This is a genomic window from Streptomyces sp. NPDC006208 (assembly GCF_040613775.1).
Lineage (GTDB): Bacteria > Actinomycetota > Actinomycetes > Streptomycetales > Streptomycetaceae > Streptomyces.
The window spans coordinates 213122-230728 of record NZ_JBEXSW010000005.1; the positions used below are offsets into that span (position 1 = coordinate 213122).

12 protein-coding genes are annotated in these 17607 nt (G+C 68.3%); 6 read left to right on the top strand and 6 right to left on the bottom strand.

The features are described from left to right. Position 1: 1 nt before the first annotated feature. The 3 genes from ABZ208_RS05805 (at position 2) to asnB (ending at position 5433) form a co-directional block, all read left to right on the top strand. Positions 2–1195, top strand: a complete 1194-nt coding sequence (locus tag ABZ208_RS05805; RefSeq protein WP_356908320.1) for a glycosyltransferase family 4 protein — start codon at positions 2–4, stop codon at positions 1193–1195. Between the two features lies 1 nt (position 1196). Beyond that, positions 1197–3479 (top strand): bi-domain-containing oxidoreductase, encoded by a 2283-nt coding sequence (locus tag ABZ208_RS05810; RefSeq protein ID WP_356908321.1) that lies wholly within the window; start codon positions 1197–1199, stop codon positions 3477–3479. 61 nt (positions 3480–3540) lie between these two features. Next, on the top strand, positions 3541–5433 hold the full coding sequence (gene asnB / locus ABZ208_RS05815; RefSeq protein WP_356908322.1) for an asparagine synthase (glutamine-hydrolyzing): 1893 nt from the start codon (positions 3541–3543) through the stop codon (positions 5431–5433). On the opposite strand, the gene ABZ208_RS05820 is transcribed toward asnB, so the two are convergent. Genes ABZ208_RS05820 through ABZ208_RS05830 form a run of 3 tightly spaced genes read right to left on the bottom strand, consistent with a single transcriptional unit; the run spans position 5409 to position 9383 of the window. Continuing rightward, a complete protein-coding gene (locus tag ABZ208_RS05820) occupies positions 5409–6773 on the bottom strand; it encodes a lipopolysaccharide biosynthesis protein (protein WP_356908323.1) in 1365 nt (454 codons plus the stop codon). The genes asnB and ABZ208_RS05820 overlap by 25 nt on opposite strands. After that, positions 6770–8167 carry an O-antigen ligase family protein gene (locus tag ABZ208_RS05825; protein WP_356908324.1) on the bottom strand — a complete coding sequence of 466 codons (1398 nt, stop codon included), beginning with the start codon at positions 8165–8167 and terminating at the stop codon, positions 6770–6772. Before ABZ208_RS05825 ends, ABZ208_RS05820 begins: the two co-directional genes overlap by 4 nt. A gap of 13 nt (positions 8168–8180) precedes the next feature. Beyond that, complete coding sequence (locus ABZ208_RS05830; protein ID WP_356908325.1) at positions 8181–9383, bottom strand: hypothetical protein; 1203 nt, start codon at positions 9381–9383, stop codon at positions 8181–8183. 304 nt (positions 9384–9687) lie between these two features. On the opposite strand from ABZ208_RS05830, the gene ABZ208_RS05835 reads away from it, so the two are divergent. After that, the gene (locus tag ABZ208_RS05835) at positions 9688–10614 is read left to right on the top strand and encodes a class I SAM-dependent methyltransferase (RefSeq protein WP_356908326.1); all 927 of its coding nucleotides are present in this window, start codon (positions 9688–9690) and stop codon (positions 10612–10614) included. Between the two features lie 126 nt (positions 10615–10740). Here the strand turns inward: ABZ208_RS05835 and ABZ208_RS05840 are convergent, their stop codons facing one another. From ABZ208_RS05840 to ABZ208_RS05850, 3 genes are all read right to left on the bottom strand, one after another. Beyond that, complete coding sequence (locus ABZ208_RS05840; RefSeq protein ID WP_356908327.1) at positions 10741–12237, bottom strand: sugar transferase; 1497 nt, start codon at positions 12235–12237, stop codon at positions 10741–10743. 305 nt (positions 12238–12542) lie between these two features. Next, positions 12543–12716 carry a hypothetical protein gene (locus ABZ208_RS05845; RefSeq protein ID WP_356908328.1) on the bottom strand — a complete coding sequence of 58 codons (174 nt, stop codon included), beginning with the start codon at positions 12714–12716 and terminating at the stop codon, positions 12543–12545. Further along, positions 12713–14416, bottom strand: coding sequence for a DUF4012 domain-containing protein (locus ABZ208_RS05850; protein WP_356908329.1), 1704 nt, complete (start codon positions 14414–14416; stop codon positions 12713–12715). Before ABZ208_RS05850 ends, ABZ208_RS05845 begins: the two co-directional genes overlap by 4 nt. A gap of 403 nt (positions 14417–14819) precedes the next feature. Here ABZ208_RS05850 and ABZ208_RS05855 point away from each other — a divergent pair, with 403 nt between their 5' ends. Next, positions 14820–16313, top strand: coding sequence for a polysaccharide biosynthesis tyrosine autokinase (locus ABZ208_RS05855; protein WP_356908330.1), 1494 nt, complete (start codon positions 14820–14822; stop codon positions 16311–16313). Positions 16314–16465: 152 nt separating this feature from the next. Continuing rightward, a complete protein-coding gene (locus tag ABZ208_RS05860) occupies positions 16466–17299 on the top strand; it encodes a glutaminyl-peptide cyclotransferase (protein WP_356908331.1) in 834 nt (277 codons plus the stop codon). Positions 17300–17607 lie beyond the last annotated feature (308 nt).

Genomic DNA, 17607 nt, shown 5'->3' on the forward strand with positions numbered 1-17607 from the left:
CATGGCCGTGGTGTCGGACATCCGCAGCGATGCGCGCGTGCAACGGGAGGCGGCCGCTCTTGCGGCGGACGGGCACAAGGTGCTCGTTGTCGGCTTCGACTCCGGGATCCGCCGCCGGGACAGAAGGGTGGAGGAAGGCGTCCACTACGACGTGCTGCCGTTCCCCGCCCGGAATCTTCCCAGGCCGCTGCGGTTGGCCCACGCCGTTCTCGGCCTCGTTCGCGCCTCGCTGCTCATGGCTCGGGAGCGGCCGGACGTCGTGCACTGCCACAACCTCCATCTCAGTCTGCCCGCACTGCTCGTCGCTGCCCGCCACCGTGCCGCGCTGGTGTATGACGCGCACGAACTGGAGGCGTGCATGCACCAGGGTGCGGTGCGGCGGTTGGTGGAGACGTGGGAGCGGTTGGTCTGGCGACGCGCGCAGGCCAGGATCACCACCAACCCCTCGCGTGCGGAGTACCTCGACGAACTGCACGGCGGCCGCCCCGTCGTCATCGGGAACTACCCCCGGACACCGGACTCGAGCACTGAATGGAAGGATCTGCGAGCACGCCTGGAAATTCCACGGGACCGACTTGTCCTGATCTTCCAGGGGGGTTTCTACCTTGACTCCCGCTGCTTCGACACGGTCGCGGCCGCATTGCGCGGTCTGCCGGACTGGCACTGGGTGATCATCGGTTTCGGCAGCGAGACGACGGTCAGGAAACTCCGGGACCTGGTTCACGCCTGCGGGATCGGGAATCGGACCCACATTCTGCCCCCGGTTCCGGTCGACGACCTCCTCTCCTACACCGCAGGCGCCGATGTGGGCGTCGTGGCACTCACCAACGCTCATCTGAACTGCTATCTCGGGGACACCAACAAACTCTTCGAGTACCTGATGGCCGGCCTCGCCGTGGTGGGGAGCGACTTTCCCGAGGTCCGACGGGTCGTCCTCGACAACGCCGTCGGTCCGGTGGGGGCGTTGTTCGACCCGGCGAGTCCTGCGTCGGTCGCCACCGCCCTGCGAGAAGTCGCCGATGACCTGGCGACGTTCCGACGGAACGCAGAGAAGGTACGCGGCGAGTACTCCTGGGAGGCCGAGAGCCGGACGCTGACGGACCTGTACCGGGCACTTGCCGCGGCGGGAGCCGCACCGGACGACACCGAACGCGGGCGGGCTGCTACGCCGTCCCCTCCACCGAAAGGCGCTTGAAGTGAAGGCAGTACTGCTATCGGCCCGGGACGGTTCGATCAGCGTGGCGCAGATTCCGCCTCCCGTGCTGCAGCCGGGCGCGGTACTCATCCGCAACAGGTACTCGCTGATCAGTGCAGGCACTGAACGGGCGACACTCCAGACGGGCGCCAGTGGCATCGTGGGAAAGGCACGCCAGCGGCCCGACCAGGTGAAACAGGTGCTCGACACGGCGCGGAAGCTGGGTGTCGCCGAGACCTACCGGATGGTCCAGGACCGGCTCGACCGGCCGATGACACTGGGCTATTCCTGTGCGGGCGAGGTCATCGCGGTCGGGGAAGGGGCGGACGACCTCGCCCCTGGGATGCGCGTTGCCGCAGGCGGTGCCGGTTACGCCTCCCACGCGGAGATCGTCGCCGTGCCGCGGAACCTCGTCGTCCCCGTACCGGACGGCGTGGAGGACCGCTGGGCGGCCTTCGCGACCGTGGGGGCGATCGCGCTCCAGGGCATCCACCAGGCAGAAGCGGTTCCCGGCTCCCGGATCGTGGTGATCGGCCTGGGACTTGTGGGCCAGCTCACCGTCCGGCTCCTGCGTGCCTACGGTTACGACACGGTCGGTGTCGACCGGGATCCCGCAGCAGTCGAAGCCACCCGCAGCATCGGGATCGTCGCCTACCCGCGCGACACGGAGGATCTCGCCGGGACCGTCGCGCGTCACTGGGGCGGCGTCAAGGCGGACGCGGTACTCGTGACCGCCGCGACAACCAGCACCGATCCGGTGGAACTGGCCGGGAGCCTGGCGCGTGACAGGGCCACCGTCGTCGTCGTCGGGGACGTCAAGGTCGCCCCGCCGCGATCGACTTACTACCACAAGGAACTGACGGTCCGTTACTCCCGTTCGTACGGCCCCGGGCGGTACGACCCTCGCTACGAGGAAGCCGGCCAGTCGTACCCGGAGGGCTACGTACCGTGGACGGAGCGTCGCAATCTCGCAGAGGTTCTGAGGCTCGCGCCCTCGCTGGACCTGGAGAGTCTCCAGCCGCACGTATTCGCCGTCGACGACGCCGCCGAAGCGTACCGCGCACTTCACACCGAGCGGCCGGAACGCCGCGTCGCCCTGCTGCTGCGCTATCCGGGGACCGCGGAGGTGACCGGCCCGCCACCGGCGCCACCTGAGCCCGCACAGTGGTCGCGCCCTTCCGGAACGGCGAGGATCGCCGCGATCGGCGCGGGCAACTTCGCCACCAAGATGCTCTTTCCCCATCTGCACCGACAGCCCGGCGTCGCCTTCTCCTGGTTGGCGAGCGCCCGGGGTCTGACCGCCGTCCAGCAGGGCCGGCGGTGGGGGTTCGGCACTGTCGCGGAGAGTGCCGAGCACGGACTCGGATCGCAAGACGCCGATTGCGTCATGGTGCTGTCCCGTCACGACAGTCATGGGCGCTATGCGACGGAGGTGCTGCGCCGCGGAATCGCGCTGTACTGCGAGAAGCCCTTGGGCCTGACGGAGGACGAGCTGGAAAGCCTGGCGGATGCCTGGTCACGGTCCGGTGCGCCCGCACTCGCCGGGTTCAACCGCCGGTTCGCCCCGGCCGTGCAGGAACTACGCGCTGCGCTCCCGCAGGGGGCGCCGCTGCAGATCGTGTACCGCGTATTCGCCGGCCGACTGCCGGACGACCACTGGTACTTCGATCCCCGGCAGGGCGGTCGGCTGCTCGGCGAGGTCTGCCACTTCATCGACACAGCGAGCTTTCTCGTCCCGGGCCTGCCGGTGAGCGTGTCGGCGGTCGGAGCCGACACCCGGGACCCGGTGCGCGCCCAGAACATCACCCTGCATCTCGTCTACTCGGACTCGTCGACCGCGTCGATCGTGTACGGGGGCTCCACACCGCCCGGCGCTCCCAAGGAGTTGATCGAGGTGGCCTGCGACGGCCTGGCCGCGAGGATCGACGACTTCGCCTCCCTGACGCTGTGGAAGCGCGGAAAGGAGTCCAAGTCCGTGTTCCGCGGCGCCCCCAAGGGGCACGCCGCCGAAATGGGGGCTCTGGCCCGTCTGCTCCGCGGCGAGGATGTACCCGATGCCGACTTCCGGCTCGCCTTGTGGAGCTCCCTCGCTGCCTGCCGGGCCGCGGAGGCCATGGCCCGGGAGGGGCGGGCCGAAATCGCTCCCGCGACCGGCGCGCTTGCCGCGGCACTCGGTTGTGTGCTGCCGGCCGGCAGGCAACCCGAGCCGGGGGAGGTGAGCGCGGACGGAGAAGCCGCCACGCGTCAGGAGCCCGTCGGTACTGCCGGGCCGCACCACGCATGAGTGAACACAGCACGGTCGCCTTGCAGGCGCTTCCTGCGACGAGCACGAAGGAGGACGCGCGATGTGCGGGTTCGTGGTCGTTCTGAACCGTGGCGCCGGGGGCTGCGACCCGTGCGAGGCGATCGAGCACCGAGGCCCGGACTCGTGCGGACACCTGGATCTCTCCGGCGCGAACTGGCATGCGTCGCTGCACTTTCGCCGACTGGCGATCGTCGACGTCGGCCCGCGCAGCGACCAGCCGTTCGGCACCGCCGATCGAGGCGTCCTCGTCTACAACGGGGAGCTCTACAACGCTCCTGAACTGCGTGAGATCCTTCGCTCCCGCGGCGTCCGGTTCACGACCGCTGGAGACACCGAGATCCTGCACGAGCTGCTGCTCCAGCCGGACGCCTTCAAACTGCTCGACCACGTCGACGGGATGTTCGCATTCACCCAGATCCTGCCCGACGGCAGCGTGCGGTACGGACGCGACCGGCTGGGGATCAAACCCCTGTACGTCGCATCGGACACCTCGTCCCGCATCGTCGCCCTGTCCAGTGAGATCGCGCCGCTGCGCAGCATCGGTCTGCTGGACGAGGTCGATCCGGTGGCGGTCGCCCAAGGGGCGATGTTCTTGTGGACTCCTCCACCGAGGACAGGCTGGCGGGGCGTGCGGGCGGCACCGGCGGGCACCGTTCACAGCCTCCGGGCACCCGTATACGGGCAGCCCCGTCCGCTGTGGATCGCCGGACCGCCCAAGCCCGCTGCCGACATCGCTTCGGCTGTGCGCGAGTCGGTGGAACGGCAGGTAAGGGCGGATGTCCCCGTCGGGTTGCTCCTCAGCGGGGGACTTGACAGCACCTGGCTGGGTGTGGAGCTGTCCCGGATCGGGTTCAGCGGTCCCGTCCTCACCGCGCGTGATTCCGCACCGCACCGCAGCTCGGCGGAGCCTTTCGAGCGCGATGCCCCGTACGCCGAGCGGGTTGCCCGGCACCTCGGTATGACGCTGCACCGGGTCGATCTCGACGTCGACGTGCTGCAGCAGATTCCGGAGCTGGTGCAGGCCATGGAGCTGCCGTTCGGGGATCCGGCCGCCATCGCGCTCATGCGCCTCGCTCGCGCCGCCGGACGCGAAGCGACGGTGCTGCTCTCCGGGCTCGGCGTGGAGGAGTTGTTCCTCGGATACGAGCGGTACCAGGCGGTGCGACTGCTGCAGCGGATTCCGGAGTCCGGCCGGCGTCGTCTCGGACGGGCCTCGCTCCGCCCGGTTTCCCCCAGGTTCCGCGAGCGGGCGGACAAGTTCCGCCGGATGTGCGCATTGAGCCCCCGGGACTGGACGTGGGCCGGCCAGGCCTACTTCACCGCTACCGAATGGAGGGATCTGGCACCCAAGGTGGAGCTCGACGAGGTCACGGCCGCTCATCACGCCGTCGGGGACCCCTTGCTCGCGGCGGGCGCCAGTCCTCTCAGAGCCGTCGCGGAATGCGATCGAAAGCTCTTCCTGCCCGGGCTGAACCTGCTGTACGGCGACCGTGCGTCCATGCGGGCCAGTGTGGAACTGCGTGTGCCCTTCCTCGGTGAACCGGTCGTCGCCACGGCACTCGCCACGAGACCGGAGGATCAACTGCGGCTCGGAAACGGAAAGGCCCGATTCAGATCAGCGGCGAGGGCGGCCGGAGTTCCCGGCTTCGTGGCGCGCCGCTCGAAGACCGGATTCGGCGCCCCGGTGCGCTCCCTGCTCCGGGAGCACGGAGCACGGCTGTGGCCGCACGTCCGGCGTTCCGGACTGTTCGACGAGCTCTTCGACCGGTCGGTGGCCGACCGATTCGTGTCGGAACACCTTCAGGGTGAACGGGAGCGCGGCCTGGCGGTCTTCGGGCTGTTCTGCGCGGCCGTGTGGTGGGAGCAGAATGCCGGCGGTGACGGACAGGTCGGTGCGGCACTGCGTGACTACCGGCCGGTGGCCTCGTCCTGACGCCGGCCGGTGGTGCCCGCGACAGCGGCGACCTCGCCGACCAGGACCGTACCCGCACTCCCCGCAACAGCGCGCCGATACCGCACGACGTGGACGAAGAGGTTGACAGCCAGCGCGACGACGCTCGCCCATGCCGCGCCCGCGGCTCCGAACCACGGGATGAGGATCACGTTGAGGGCGAGGTTCGACACCGTGAGCGCGATTGCCGCTGCGCGCAGGTCCTTCCCGAGAGCGTGCGCCGCGAGGAACGTGTTGAACAGGCGGGTGACGGCGTTGATCAGTTGCGCGGCGGCGACAACGGGCATGAGGTGCGCCGCCGGCAGGAACTCGCTCGAGAAGACCAGCCGCACCAGCGGCTCGGCAGCCACGCTCAAGACCAATGCCGGTACGGCGCTCGCCGCCAGGACCGCGACGATCCAGCGTGCCTCCAGGCGCGGCTGACAGGCCAGCCGCGCGAACAACGCGGTGGCCAGGCCCGAGCCGGGGAGCCCGACCGTGTACGCGAGCGACAGCGCGATCATGTAGCAGGCGAAGGAGCGAGGATCGCTGAGCGCGCCGAGCATGAGCGTGTCCATGTGGTACGTACCCATGCTCAGTACCCGGCCCACGTACACGGAGAACGCGTACTCGCGAGCGTCGCGGACCAAGCACGTCAGGGCCTCGCGGAGTCCGCGGAACAGCGGCCTCAGGTACGCCAGCAGCGTCACCCATCCGGCCAGCAGGAAAAGAGCCTCCGCCAGAAGGACTCCTGACGAGGTGAGACGTACCCCCGACGCCACCATGGTCGCCAGCACAACGAGGCAGCACACCTTCGAGGACACCGCGGCGACCGAGTAGCTGTGCAGCCGTCCAAGCCCCTGGGCCAGTTGCAGACAGACGAAGTCCAAGGGGTACCCCATGGAAGCGAGCGCCACCAGCCTCAGGCTCGGCCCCGCCTGAACCCCGAAGAAGGCGTCGACTCCCCAGGACAGCACATGGACGGTGAGCGCGAAGGCGATCGACACCGGTACGAACAGCACGACAGCCGCTCCGGTGACCCTGTGCCGTTCCGCCACATCCGTACCTGCCGCCGCGGCTCGGCGTGCCGCGGGCAGGAAAAGCCCGAACTCGAAGAACATCGCCGTGAACAGGAGCAATTGCTTGCTGAACGAGTAGCTCGCGTAGTCGTCGACCGTGAGCGCTCTCGCCAGCACAGCGGATGTGGCCATGCCCAGACCGCCGAGAACCATGCTCGACAGGGCGAAGCTCGCAGCCTGCCGGACCGTCGTTGACGAGCAGGCCGACCGAACCTTCGACCTCAGCCCCGGCGCGAGGACGACGGGGGCGGGATCGGTGGTCAATGCACGGCCTCGACGGGCATGGGTCCGACCGCTCCGTGCTCAGTGACCACCGCGCGCTTCTCCGGGCCGGTGCGTGCCCGGCCGTTCTCGATCGCTGCGGCTCCCAGCCCGAGCAGCACCGCGAGAACAGCATTGCTCGGCCCCAGCGGCAGCATGGTCAGCTCGACGGAGAAGAGCAGGTACGCGGATGCACCGGCCAGGACAGCGGCGCGCAGCGCCTCGAGCACCGGGTCACCGCGAGACATCTCGCCGAGTCGCCGCAGCATCCGGACACCGCACGCACACATGGCGATCAGAGCCGTGAAACCGACGATTCCCTGTTCCGCCAGGGTCCCGAGGAACGAGCTGTGCGGCGAGTCCACCGACCTGACACCCCACACCTGCTGCTGGCCCGTCTGACGCTGGGCAACGATGAACTGGTGGATTCCCACGCCCGTGACCGGGGCGGAGCGCCAGATCTCGATGCCTACCTTGTGGGTGGCCAACCGTCCGGCGACGTTGTCCGTGTTGCCCACCCGTTCGCGGAACACGTCACTGCTTTGCAGAGGCATCAGCAGGATCATCGCCCCGAAGGCGACGACGACACCGGCGACCGCAAGCCTGATCCGGCGTCTGCTCCGCAGGCCGAATCCGACCACCAGGATAAGCAGGGCACAGGCCCAGGCCGCGCGGAAGAACGAGATGGCCATGCCCGTGATCTGTACGGCGGCGAGCACGGGACCCACGAGATCGACAAGGCCCCTTCGGTGGTTGCCGCGAACCCGTCCGCTCATCCACCAGAACAGGGTCGCGGCGAGTGTCAGCGCCAGGACGAGTGCGTAGACCTCCGGGACCGAGTAGGGGCCGGAGACCCTGACGATTCCCCCGATCTCGTGGTCCACCCGCGCGGAGCCTCCGCTGCGCGACGCGAGCTCGTACGTGAAGAGCCGCTCGGTGATGCCCAGCAGGGCGACGATCGTTCCGCACACCATCAGCCCCGCTGCCCACGCGCGCAGTCTCCTGTGGCTGCCCCCCGTACTGCGGCAGACGGCGAAGACGACGCACGGCAGCAGCACCGCGTCGATGAATGTCTGAAGCGCGCTCAGCGCACCCGGCCTGGTCGTCAGGCAGCGGGCCAGGAAGAGCCCCGCGAAGACGACGCCCGAGATGGCGAAGGCGCGCACACTCGGCGCGCGGGGCGGCCGTCGGATCTTGCTCATCAGGAGCGCCAGCGCGAGGGCTCCCACACACACCCGGTCGAAGGTGAGCAGCGCGCCCGACTGCGGGTACCGGGCGAACGGATACAGGGCGGGTGACAGCACCAGCCACGCCATGCCGGCGAAGTACAGGTTGGGTGCGGCCAGGAGGCCGATGGCCGTCAGCAGCGCCGCCGCGAAGATCAGGGTTGTCGTCATCGATGCGCTCCGCTCACCCGTTGCGTCGGGCCACGCGCAATGCGGTCAGTGCATCCAGGAAGGGCGTGAGACTCCACCGGGGCGACAAGCGGGCCGGGTGCCGCATCATGGCGGAAGGCTGTCGCAGCGGAATGCGTCCACAGCCGGGAATCCCGTCGACAACGGCGGCCAGTACATCGTCGGCGAAGCCAAGGGGCACGTAGCCGCGCTCTGCCGCCCATGCCGCTGTACGAACGGCAGTTGCGTCGTTGTTCGGGTCGCGACGGCCGGGCGAGACCAGGCGGGGCCGCTCGTTGGCGTAGTAACGGGGCAGCGGGCCGTCGAACAAGTAGTCGAAATAGTATTGGGCTCCGGTGCTGATCGCGACGTCGAGATCGAGGTCCAGGCCTCTCGCCGCCGCGTCGAGCCGCATCAGCACGTAGCCGGTGTGAAACCCGTCGACCCAGCCGAGGTTCGGAGAAGTCCCGTAGGGCCAGGAGCCGTCGGGCCGCTGGGCCGCAACCGTGGCTGAGACCGACGACCGTGCGGCGTCCAGCAGGCGCGACGCGAGCGGCCGGGAGATGCTGTCCAGGTGGGCGACACGAGTCGCGAGCGCTGCGCCCATGAGGTTGGCGTTGTGGATCAGCACCTTCGTCGTCGGTGTGTAGACGAAGTACCGGCCGTTGAACAGGTGCTCCAGCAGTGCGGCGGCGAGCGTCTCCACGGCCTGGCCGTCGAGCGTCCCGGCATCGAGGCAACCGTCGGCGCAGAACGTGGTGGCGATGACGTTCGGCACCGATGCGGGGTAGTGCCCCCAGCGTGTCTGGACATCGAACTCGTAGCGCCACAGTCCAGCGTAGCGGCCTGACAGTTGACGGTCGGCCGTCCACCGTCCGAGCCGCTGGGCTCGGGCGTGCCACAGAGGCGAACCGCCCGGACGACTGCAGGCCGTCGCACCCAGACCGCAGGCCGTGGCGGTACGCAGCGGGCGGATCCCCAGCCAGGGGCGGAGATCGACAGGGCTGCGCTTCACCGTCTGGAGGAGGGCCTGGCGCAGAAGCGGGTGAACGGCGAGGGCCGAGAGCGGACTTGTCATCCCGTCATAGGGATCCGGGCCCGCCCAGCCGCAGTTGTCCAGTCGGCGGAAGAGACGATCGGCATACCCCTCGAGCTCTTCATCATTCATCGGGGCAGGGCCGGATCCGGGTTCCGCGACTACGCTGCTCTTCCAGACCACGCGCCCTCCGAAAATTCCTTGCCGGGGCGCTTTTCACGCCGCGCTTCACGAAATGCCAGGCTAGTGGGGAAGTCCGTCTGCTGTGCCAGGCGACGCACTCGGCGGACTGCAGAATGTCTCGTCGGGATGGGCCGCCCGTGTAAAGAATCCTCCGTTCGGGCGCGCCTACTGGTTTCCTTCACTCCGAAGCGGTCCGCTGTAACTCCGCTTGTCCGACGCGCCCCGCAGCGAAGCTTTGGCGGCAAGGGCCGGCGCGCCTGAGGCGCGGCTCTTCTTCTGTCGTGACACCGCCACAGGAGGGTAAATGCGCGAGACGGATATCGCTGCGTTCTGGTCCTCACATCCCTGCGGAGAGCAGTTGGCAGGCGGCCGGGCCAGGGAGGAGCAGGGTGACTACGCATCATTTTTCACCCGCTACGACGCGTTCAAGTACGAGTTGGAGTCGCACATCCCTCGATGCCTTGACGGCCTCGATGTAGCGGGCCGGCGCGTACTCGAAATCGGGCTCGGGCAAGGAGCAGAGTCCGAACAACTCATCAGACGCGGTGCGAAATGGACGGGTGTCGATCTGACCGAGGCCTCCCTGGAGCGTGTGAGAACCCGCCTGACGCAGCGCAATCTGCCCTTCGACGGTCTGCACCGTGCCAGCGTGCTCGACCTGCCGTTCGAGGCGGAATCCTTTGACATGGTGTTCAGCCACGGCGTATTGCATCACGTGCCGGACATCATTGCCGCGCAGCGGGAAATCCATCGTGTTCTGGTGCCGGGAGGCGAGTTGGTGGCGATGCTTTATGCCCGCTGGTCGTTGAACTACCTCATTGCCATCGGCCTCGTCCGGCGGATGGCCCTGGCAGTCACCGTTCCGCTGGCCCGGGTCGGTCTGCTGCAACCGACCGGGGTCGTCGGCGCTCATGTGAGGAATGCTCGAACGACCGGGCTGTTCGAGTACCTGCGCATGCGGGAGTTCATTCACCACAACACCGACGGCCCCGACAACCCCTACGCCCGGGTGTATGACTCACGCACGGTGCGTCAGAGCTTTCCCGACTTTTCGCTCACTCGTGCGTACAAGCGCTTCATGCATGCGCCGCCCCTGCCGGTGCACAGGCTCCCGGGCGCGGCACTGGCCGGTTGGCATCTGTGGGTTCACCTGCGTCCGCGAGTGCGCACGACACACCCTGTTGGCCCACGGTCCATCGGCGTATCGCCCAGGGGAGTCGAGCCCAGGTGACGAGGGTATCGAGGCCACAACAGCGTCTGGGCGGCCTGCTGGGTGGTCCTGCGCATGGTGTCAGGGCTCGGCGGACTGCCGCCGTTACGTCCCAGAGCCAAGGGATTTCCAGCACCGCGGGCACTCTCAGTAGGCTCCATTGCCCTCGACGACGGCCCGAAGGGTCCGGCAGAGGACGCCGTAGTCCACGGACGGAGACCAGTTGTCGACATAGCGCAGGTCAAGGGCGAGAGTCTCGTCCCACGACAGATCGGAGCGCCCGCTGATCTGCCACAAGCCGGTGAGTCCTGGCTTGACGGTCAGTCTGCGCAGCTCCACATCGTTGTATTCGGCCACCTCTTCCGGCAGGGGAGGTCTTGGCCCGACCAGCGACATGTGCCCTTGCAGTACGTTGAAGAGCTGGGGGAGCTCGTCCAGGGAGTAGCGCCGCAGTACCCGGCCCACGCGGGTGACCCGCGGGTCGCGGCGGATTTTGAACATGCGGCCGTCCTGCTCATTGGTGCCGGCAAGCTCTTTCGCCAACTGCTCCGCATTGGCGACCATGGTACGGAACTTCCACATGGTGAAAGGGCGACCGCCCTTCCCCATGCGGATCTGCCGGTAGAGGACAGCTCCTGGTGAACCCAGCCGTACCGTGAACGCCACCGCGGCGAACACCGGGGCGAGCAGCACGATCAGCAGTATCGCGCCCAACCGGTCACTCGCCGCCTTCAGCAGCAGAGCGCCGGCGTGCCGGACGGGCGGAGCCACATGCAGCATGGTGAGCCCCGCCACTGACGACACATCAACCCGGCGCCGTGCCACCTCCGACAGTCCGGGCAACACGATGAGGGGACGTCCCTCCCCGTGCACGGCCCAGGACAGTCTGCGTAGCCGTTCGCCTGCCATGCAGGGCCCCGCGGCGACGAAGACCAAGTCCACATCGAGCCCTCGGACAGCCTCCAGCACCGGTGAGGAGTCCCCCGACAAGTGGGTTGGCGGCTGCCTGTCCAGCCGGGCGTGGACCGGAATGAGCGAGTCGGGATCTTCATCCCCGATCGGACACAGCCCGACGACGACGAACTCGTGATCGGTGCGCCGGGCGAGGTGGTTCACCAGGCCTTCGATAGCGCTCACCTCACCGATCACCAGAGCCCGGCGGACTGCCCGTCCGTCGCGACGCTGGGCCCGCAGGTGACGGTGGATCAGCGATTGAAAAACTGCGGCCATCGGGCCACAGGGGGCGAGGCCGGCGACAGCATGCAGGACGGGGGTTCTCTCACCAGAGGCCACGCACATCACTGCAAGCAGCCCCACCAATACCAGCCAGTCCCGTAGTGCAGCACTGACGGTGCCGCTCTCGCCCAGACTCCGCAGCGCATAGCGTCCGCGCGAAGTCCGTACGAACAACCAGGCGGCAGCTGCCACCAACGCGTACCGCATGGCTTGGGTGTCCCCGGCCGACCGCAGGGCCAGGTGCACCGGTGCGGCTGCCCATGACGCGTCGAACGCGAGTGAGACCGGCAGGTACCAGAAGGGCTTACCAGGGTGTCTTCGGCTGATTCGAGGCCGCTCCTGGATGCGCTGAACCTGCATTTGGTCAGTCGCCGGCATATTGGAGCCGCTAGCCCCGAACAGCCACATTCGCCCTCCAACTGGCTCCAAAACCGCATGGGGTCTGTGCACCTCGCACCCCCCGATGACGGGCACCAGTGCTGGAGGGAGGGCGACGCATCATGCCGGGTGCATATGCTTGGCGTGAGGGAAAGCGGCCTCCGGTAGGTGGCAGATGCATTTGTGATTGTCCGATGCGTCGACCATGCGGTCGGTGGCGACGCTCGGCGGCGGAAGAATGTCACCCGATCCGCAGCATCAGGTTGCGGTCCGCAGCGCGACCGGGTCCGTGACGGCGGAAGGACAGAGCGGCCACTGCCGGTGCAGCCCGCTTGTCAGCGGCTGTCGAGGTACTCGGCCGAGGGCTGCAGCATCTGGCGGCTCTGCCGCGGTGGGGACAGCAGTTCATCCACGGTGGCCGCGTGTGCGTTCTTGCGGTCCGTCCTGCGGTCCGTCCGCAGCGTCTCGGTGATCACCTGGATGGCGACGCCACCGCCGGGTGACCTCATTCGGCACCACAGGACGGGTAGGGCTGAACGTCGACATTCAGAGGACTGACCAGCGGCTGTCGCAACACGATGGGGGCGCGGTCACTGACCGGTTCCACCAGCTGGAGCGTCACGGTGCGGGTCTCTTGTGCGGGCAGTTCCATGTCCAAGGTGTATACGGGGTGCCCACGTTCGACGCCGCTGGCCGTCATGGCGCGACGACCGTCCACCGTCGCGCGGGTCAACTGTGCGCCCGGGCTGGCGTAATAGGAGAGCAGCAGCCGATTGTCGCCGGGGCGGGTGGCGTACGACCGCTTGTCGACACGCAGGGTCACGTAGTCGGGAAGCCCCGATGCCGGTGCGCGGTTGCTGAGCCGGATCCGTACGGTGACCGACCTGCCCTCGCGTGTGCAGTGCCGCGGAATCCACTGCAACTGCCGCTCGAGATAGAAATCCAGCTTTCCGCCCGCGGCATTGTTGACGACGAACCCCGCGAACGGCCCTGAGCCATGCGGCAGTGCCCCGCTCAGGGGATGTGTTTCCAGGATGCGTTGTTCGTCGCTCTGGGCACTCCACACCTTCAGCCGCTCCTGCTTCACCACGTCGTGGACGGATGTCAGCAGGGCGGAGAGCCTATGAGGATCGCTGATGGCATCCGTGAGCTTGGCCGCGGCCGCTCGCGCCACATCGAGAAAGAACGCTTTGCGTTCGGCGACGTCCTGGTAGCGCGCATACCCGGTGCGCTCGGTCAGGTCCAGGACGTTGTCCGCGGTGACTGCGGTACCGTCGGGCAGCTGTGCCGGGCCTGTGGCGCGGAGCAGCAGAGCCAGCGCGCTGGGATCGAGCGCGGCCACACCGTCCAGCCGCTCACCGCTGTACTTCTTCCAGGTCGCCGTCCAGATACGTGCCGCGTAAGGGAAGTGCGGACTGAGATTCGTGTTTGCCCAGGTTCCGGTCGGATCACTGGCTCCATACTGCGCCCTGAACTCGGCTCCCAGTTCGACCGAGGGCCTCACGTGCTCCAGGACGGTGTTGTTGCCGAACGTCTCGAAGCGCAGTCGGCCCTTGTTGACGGTGAGGACGGCGAAGGCCCCGGGCAGCCCACCCGTGCCGCGCGCCTCGGCGGTGTTCTGGAAGACGACGAAGTATCGCCGGGGCTCGTGCCCACCCAGCATCGGAGGCAGTACGCGACTGGCGACAGCCACATCCGCCATGGCCGTGGTGACGGTGCCGAGTTGGTGTACCAGGTGGTCCCGGGCGCGGTCGGCAGCCGGCAGCCAGGTGTCGCGGGGCAGCGCAGCGGCCTGGGCACGAGTTTCAGCGGCGGCTCTGGACGCCCTGTCAAGCTCCGGAGCCTTTCCGTGGAGCGCGGACAGGAGAGTCTGCAGACCACCTGCACGCGTGTCGGAGCCGATGCCCACCACGGGTGGCAGTACCTCGTGCGTCAGCCGGTCAGCCGCATGCGCTGTGCCACGCGCAGTGCTGACGGGTGCACCGAGGAAAGGGACGTGCGCAGCCAGCCACCAGGCGGGCCCCGTCGTGAGGCGATGGGCCCTGGCTGCATGGGCTGCCGCGGAATCCATCGCGGCTCGCGGACCGGCCCCGTCCGCTCCTGCCTTCGGGTCTGTACCGGAAAAGGACTGTCGCAGGCTCTCCAGCCCGCGCTGTGCGGCCATCAGTTCGGCGCGGGCGAGCAGTCCGGTGACAGCGATCCATGCCATGCCCGCAAGGAGCAGCACGGCAGCGGCTGCCAGAGGAAGCCTGGTTTGGTGCAGGCGCGGGCGTGGGCAGTGCCGCAGCCACGCCGTGGGACCAGTACCCCTCACCGCAGCCCCCACGGTGGTGCGGAGGCCGCCATGGTTACCTGCGCAGAGCCCCACTGGGATGGCGAGGACATGTCTTCACGAACCTCCCGGTGAAACCGGCACAGCGGATAAAGCGCAGTCGAGGGTGAATCTAATCTGAAATTGCATCCCATCCCTGCGTGCCACGCGGAGACGTCGTACCTCTTGAGGGTGCGCTTGCACTCCGTTGGGGTACGAAAAGGCGAGCGACATGCAATGTGCCTGAAATTCCTCGGCCCGGTCCTAGAGTGACTATTCCATTCACTCGCTCCGATCGGGGATGACCTTGGATTTGCGCGACTACCTACGAGTCCTTTCCCGTCGATGGCGTGTCATCGCCCTCGTCACGCTGTTGGGAACCGGGGCGGGCATCCTGGCAAGTACTCTCGCAACTCCCGAGTACCGGGCAACCACCACGCTGTTCGCATCACTTCAGGGAGGCGCCGACACCTCACAGCTGAATCAGGGGAATTCGTTCACCCAGGCCCGGGTCCAGTCCTACGCCGAAGTAGTGACCAGCCCGGAGGTGACCAGGCCGGTCATCGAGTACCTCCGTCTCCGTGTGACGCCGGGCCAGCTTGCCGAGCGGATCTCGGCCGAGGCACCGCTCAACACCGTGCTTGTCCGGCTGACCGTCACCGACACACAAGCGGTACGGGCTGCGCGTACCAGCAACGCCCTTGCCGGTCGCTTCGCCGAGGTGATCAGGGAGCTGGAGAGCCCCGACGCGGACACGTCCGAATCTCCGGTGAGACTCACCGTTATCCAGCCTGCGGCAGTGCCGTCCGCCCCGTCGTCCCCGCAGACCACTCTCAATGTCGCCCTCGGCCTGGCCGTGGGCCTCGCACTCGGCCTCGGGTTGGGGGTCGCACTGGAGACCGTGGACACGTCGATGCGGGGCTCAAAGGCACTGGCCGAATGCCTGGCGGCCGCTGCCGGGCCTCCGGTGCTGTCGAGCATCGTGCACGATCCGAGTGCCTCGCGGCGCCCGGTCTCCCTGCGCGACGACACGCACGGCACGCGGGCGGAGGGCTTCCGCAAGCTCCGGGTCAATCTCCAGTTCGCCGAGGTGGGCAAGCGGCCCAAGGTCATCGCCGTCACCAGTCCGCTGCCGCGGGAAGGCAAGAGCAGCGTCTCGGTCAACTTGGCCGCCACACTGGCCGAGGAAGGCGCCCGGGTGTGTCTGGTCGACTGCGATCTGCGCCGTCCGTCCGTCGCCTCGGCTCTCGGTCTGGTCAGGGACGCGGGGCTGACCACGGCCCTGCTGGGCAAGGTCGCGGTGTGCGACGTGCTGCAGTCGGCAGGGTCCTTCTCCGTGCTCACCAGTGGGATGATTCCCCCCAATCCGACCCAGCTCCTCGGCAGCCCTCAATTCGAGTCCCTGCTGCAGGGGCTCGCCGAGGATTTCGACCACGTGGTGGTGGACACCGCTCCTGTCCTGCCGTTCGCCGACACTCCGGCGATGGCCCATGCCGTCGACGGCTACCTGCTCGTGGCGCGTGCCGGACGGACGAGCAGAAGCCAGGTCCTCGACGCCCTGCGCATCCTCGACCGCGTCAAGGTGCCCGTGCTGGGAGCCGTGCTGAACGCGGCACCGGCGCGAGGCGACGGCGAGGCGCACGGCTACGCGTACCGGTACCAGCCGAAGCCGGAGACGGCGGGCGGGCTCACGGCGCTGGTGTCGACCCGTCTGGCATCGGTGGTTCCGCGACGGAGATCGTCCGCCAACGGGCGCGCGGCGTCGGCGTCGGCGTCGGCCGAGACGCGGACGTAGCCCCGGCCGGGGGACGGCCCGCTTCATGGCGGCTTTGTCGGTCCGGGACCTCGGGCAGGGGCGCCGGGACCACTGCGCCACGGGGGCGATCCCCGTGAGCTGGTGCGGCGTGCGAATCCGCTCCGGCCGGGGCCGTGTGCCAGTGTGAGGCCATGCGGCTTGCGTTCGTGATCCCGGTGGGCGTCGTCGCTCTGGCCACCGGGATTCTCGTCCACGGGTGCGAAGGGGGTGGCGGTGCCACGGACCATGGGCGAGGCATGCCCGGGCAGGCGGCAGCACGGATCGAGCGGCTGAGTGTCGATGTCATCGAGACCCTGCCGCACGATCCGAAGGCCTTCACACAGGGCCTGGAGATGGCGCGCGGCATGCTCTACGAGAGCACGGGAGTGAGCGGCCGTTCGACGATCACAGTAGGCCGTCCGGGTGCCCCGCCTGCACGTGGAGCGGAGCTGCCCTCGCCGCTGTTCGGCGAGGGAATCACCGTCGTGGGGCGGACGCTCTGGCAGCTCACCTGGCGGAACGGCGTCGCCATTGAACGGGACGCACGAACTCTGGCGGAGCTGCGCCGGGTCCCTTACCCGGAGGAAGGCTGGGGCGTCTGTCACCAGCCGCACCGCGGCCGGCTGGTGACGACCGACGGCACCTCACGGCTCGTCTTCCGGGACCCCGGAACTCTTCAGAAGAAGGGCGAGATCCCCGTCACCATCCGTGGGCAGCGCGTGGGGCGGTTGAACGAGCTGGAATGCGTCGGCGACGTCGTCTACGCCAACGTCTGGCCCACCGACCGGATCGTACGCATCGATGTCGACACCGGTGAGGTGACCGGGGACATCGCCGTGCCTCCGTTGCTCAGCGCGACGGAGAGGCGGGGCGCGGACGTCCTGAACGGCATCGCGGCCGTTCCGGGTACGAACCAGTTCCTGCTGACGGGGAAGTGGTGGCCCAGGATGTTCCGAGTGGCGTTCGTGCCGGAGCAGGGCGCCTGACGGGCATCGCCGAGCCGCTCGGTCGGTCAGATCGCCAAGGACTTCGATCTGCCCCAGGACCACGGTGCGCCCCCAAATGAAGAAGGCCGAGGCCGACGCGGGCGAGCGCGGCGGCTGACCAGCTGTGAATCTGAGAAACTGGCCGCGCTGCGGCGGGAGAACCGCGGTCTGCGCGAGGACGTCGACATCCTCAAGCAGGCCACGGCCACTTCGCGAAGGAGTCTCAATGACGAAGTCAAGCCGCTTGCGCGGCCGGCGGGGCGGAGGTGAAGACTCGGTCGTCGCGCAGCAGGGCCCACAGGACGCCA

Bases quoted from the DNA above. Each gene is read 5' to 3' on its own strand.
- ABZ208_RS05860 (WP_356908331.1), top strand. From the start codon at position 16,466: ATGCGGCTTGCGTTCGTGATCCCGGTGGGCGTCGTCGCTCTGGCCACC.
- ABZ208_RS05855 (WP_356908330.1), top strand. From the start codon at position 14,820: ATGACCTTGGATTTGCGCGACTACCTACGAGTCCTTTCCCGTCGATGG.
- ABZ208_RS05845 (WP_356908328.1), bottom strand. From the start codon at position 12,716: ATGAGGTCACCCGGCGGTGGCGTCGCCATCCAGGTGATCACCGAGACG.
- ABZ208_RS05840 (WP_356908327.1), bottom strand. From the start codon at position 12,237: ATGTGGCTGTTCGGGGCTAGCGGCTCCAATATGCCGGCGACTGACCAA.
- ABZ208_RS05850 (WP_356908329.1), bottom strand. From the start codon at position 14,416: ATGGCATGGATCGCTGTCACCGGACTGCTCGCCCGCGCCGAACTGATG.
- ABZ208_RS05825 (WP_356908324.1), bottom strand. From the start codon at position 8,167: ATGACGACAACCCTGATCTTCGCGGCGGCGCTGCTGACGGCCATCGGC.
- ABZ208_RS05805 (WP_356908320.1), top strand. From the start codon at position 2: ATGGCCGTGGTGTCGGACATCCGCAGCGATGCGCGCGTGCAACGGGAG.
- ABZ208_RS05835 (WP_356908326.1), top strand. From the start codon at position 9,688: ATGCGCGAGACGGATATCGCTGCGTTCTGGTCCTCACATCCCTGCGGA.
- asnB (WP_356908322.1), top strand. From the start codon at position 3,541: ATGTGCGGGTTCGTGGTCGTTCTGAACCGTGGCGCCGGGGGCTGCGAC.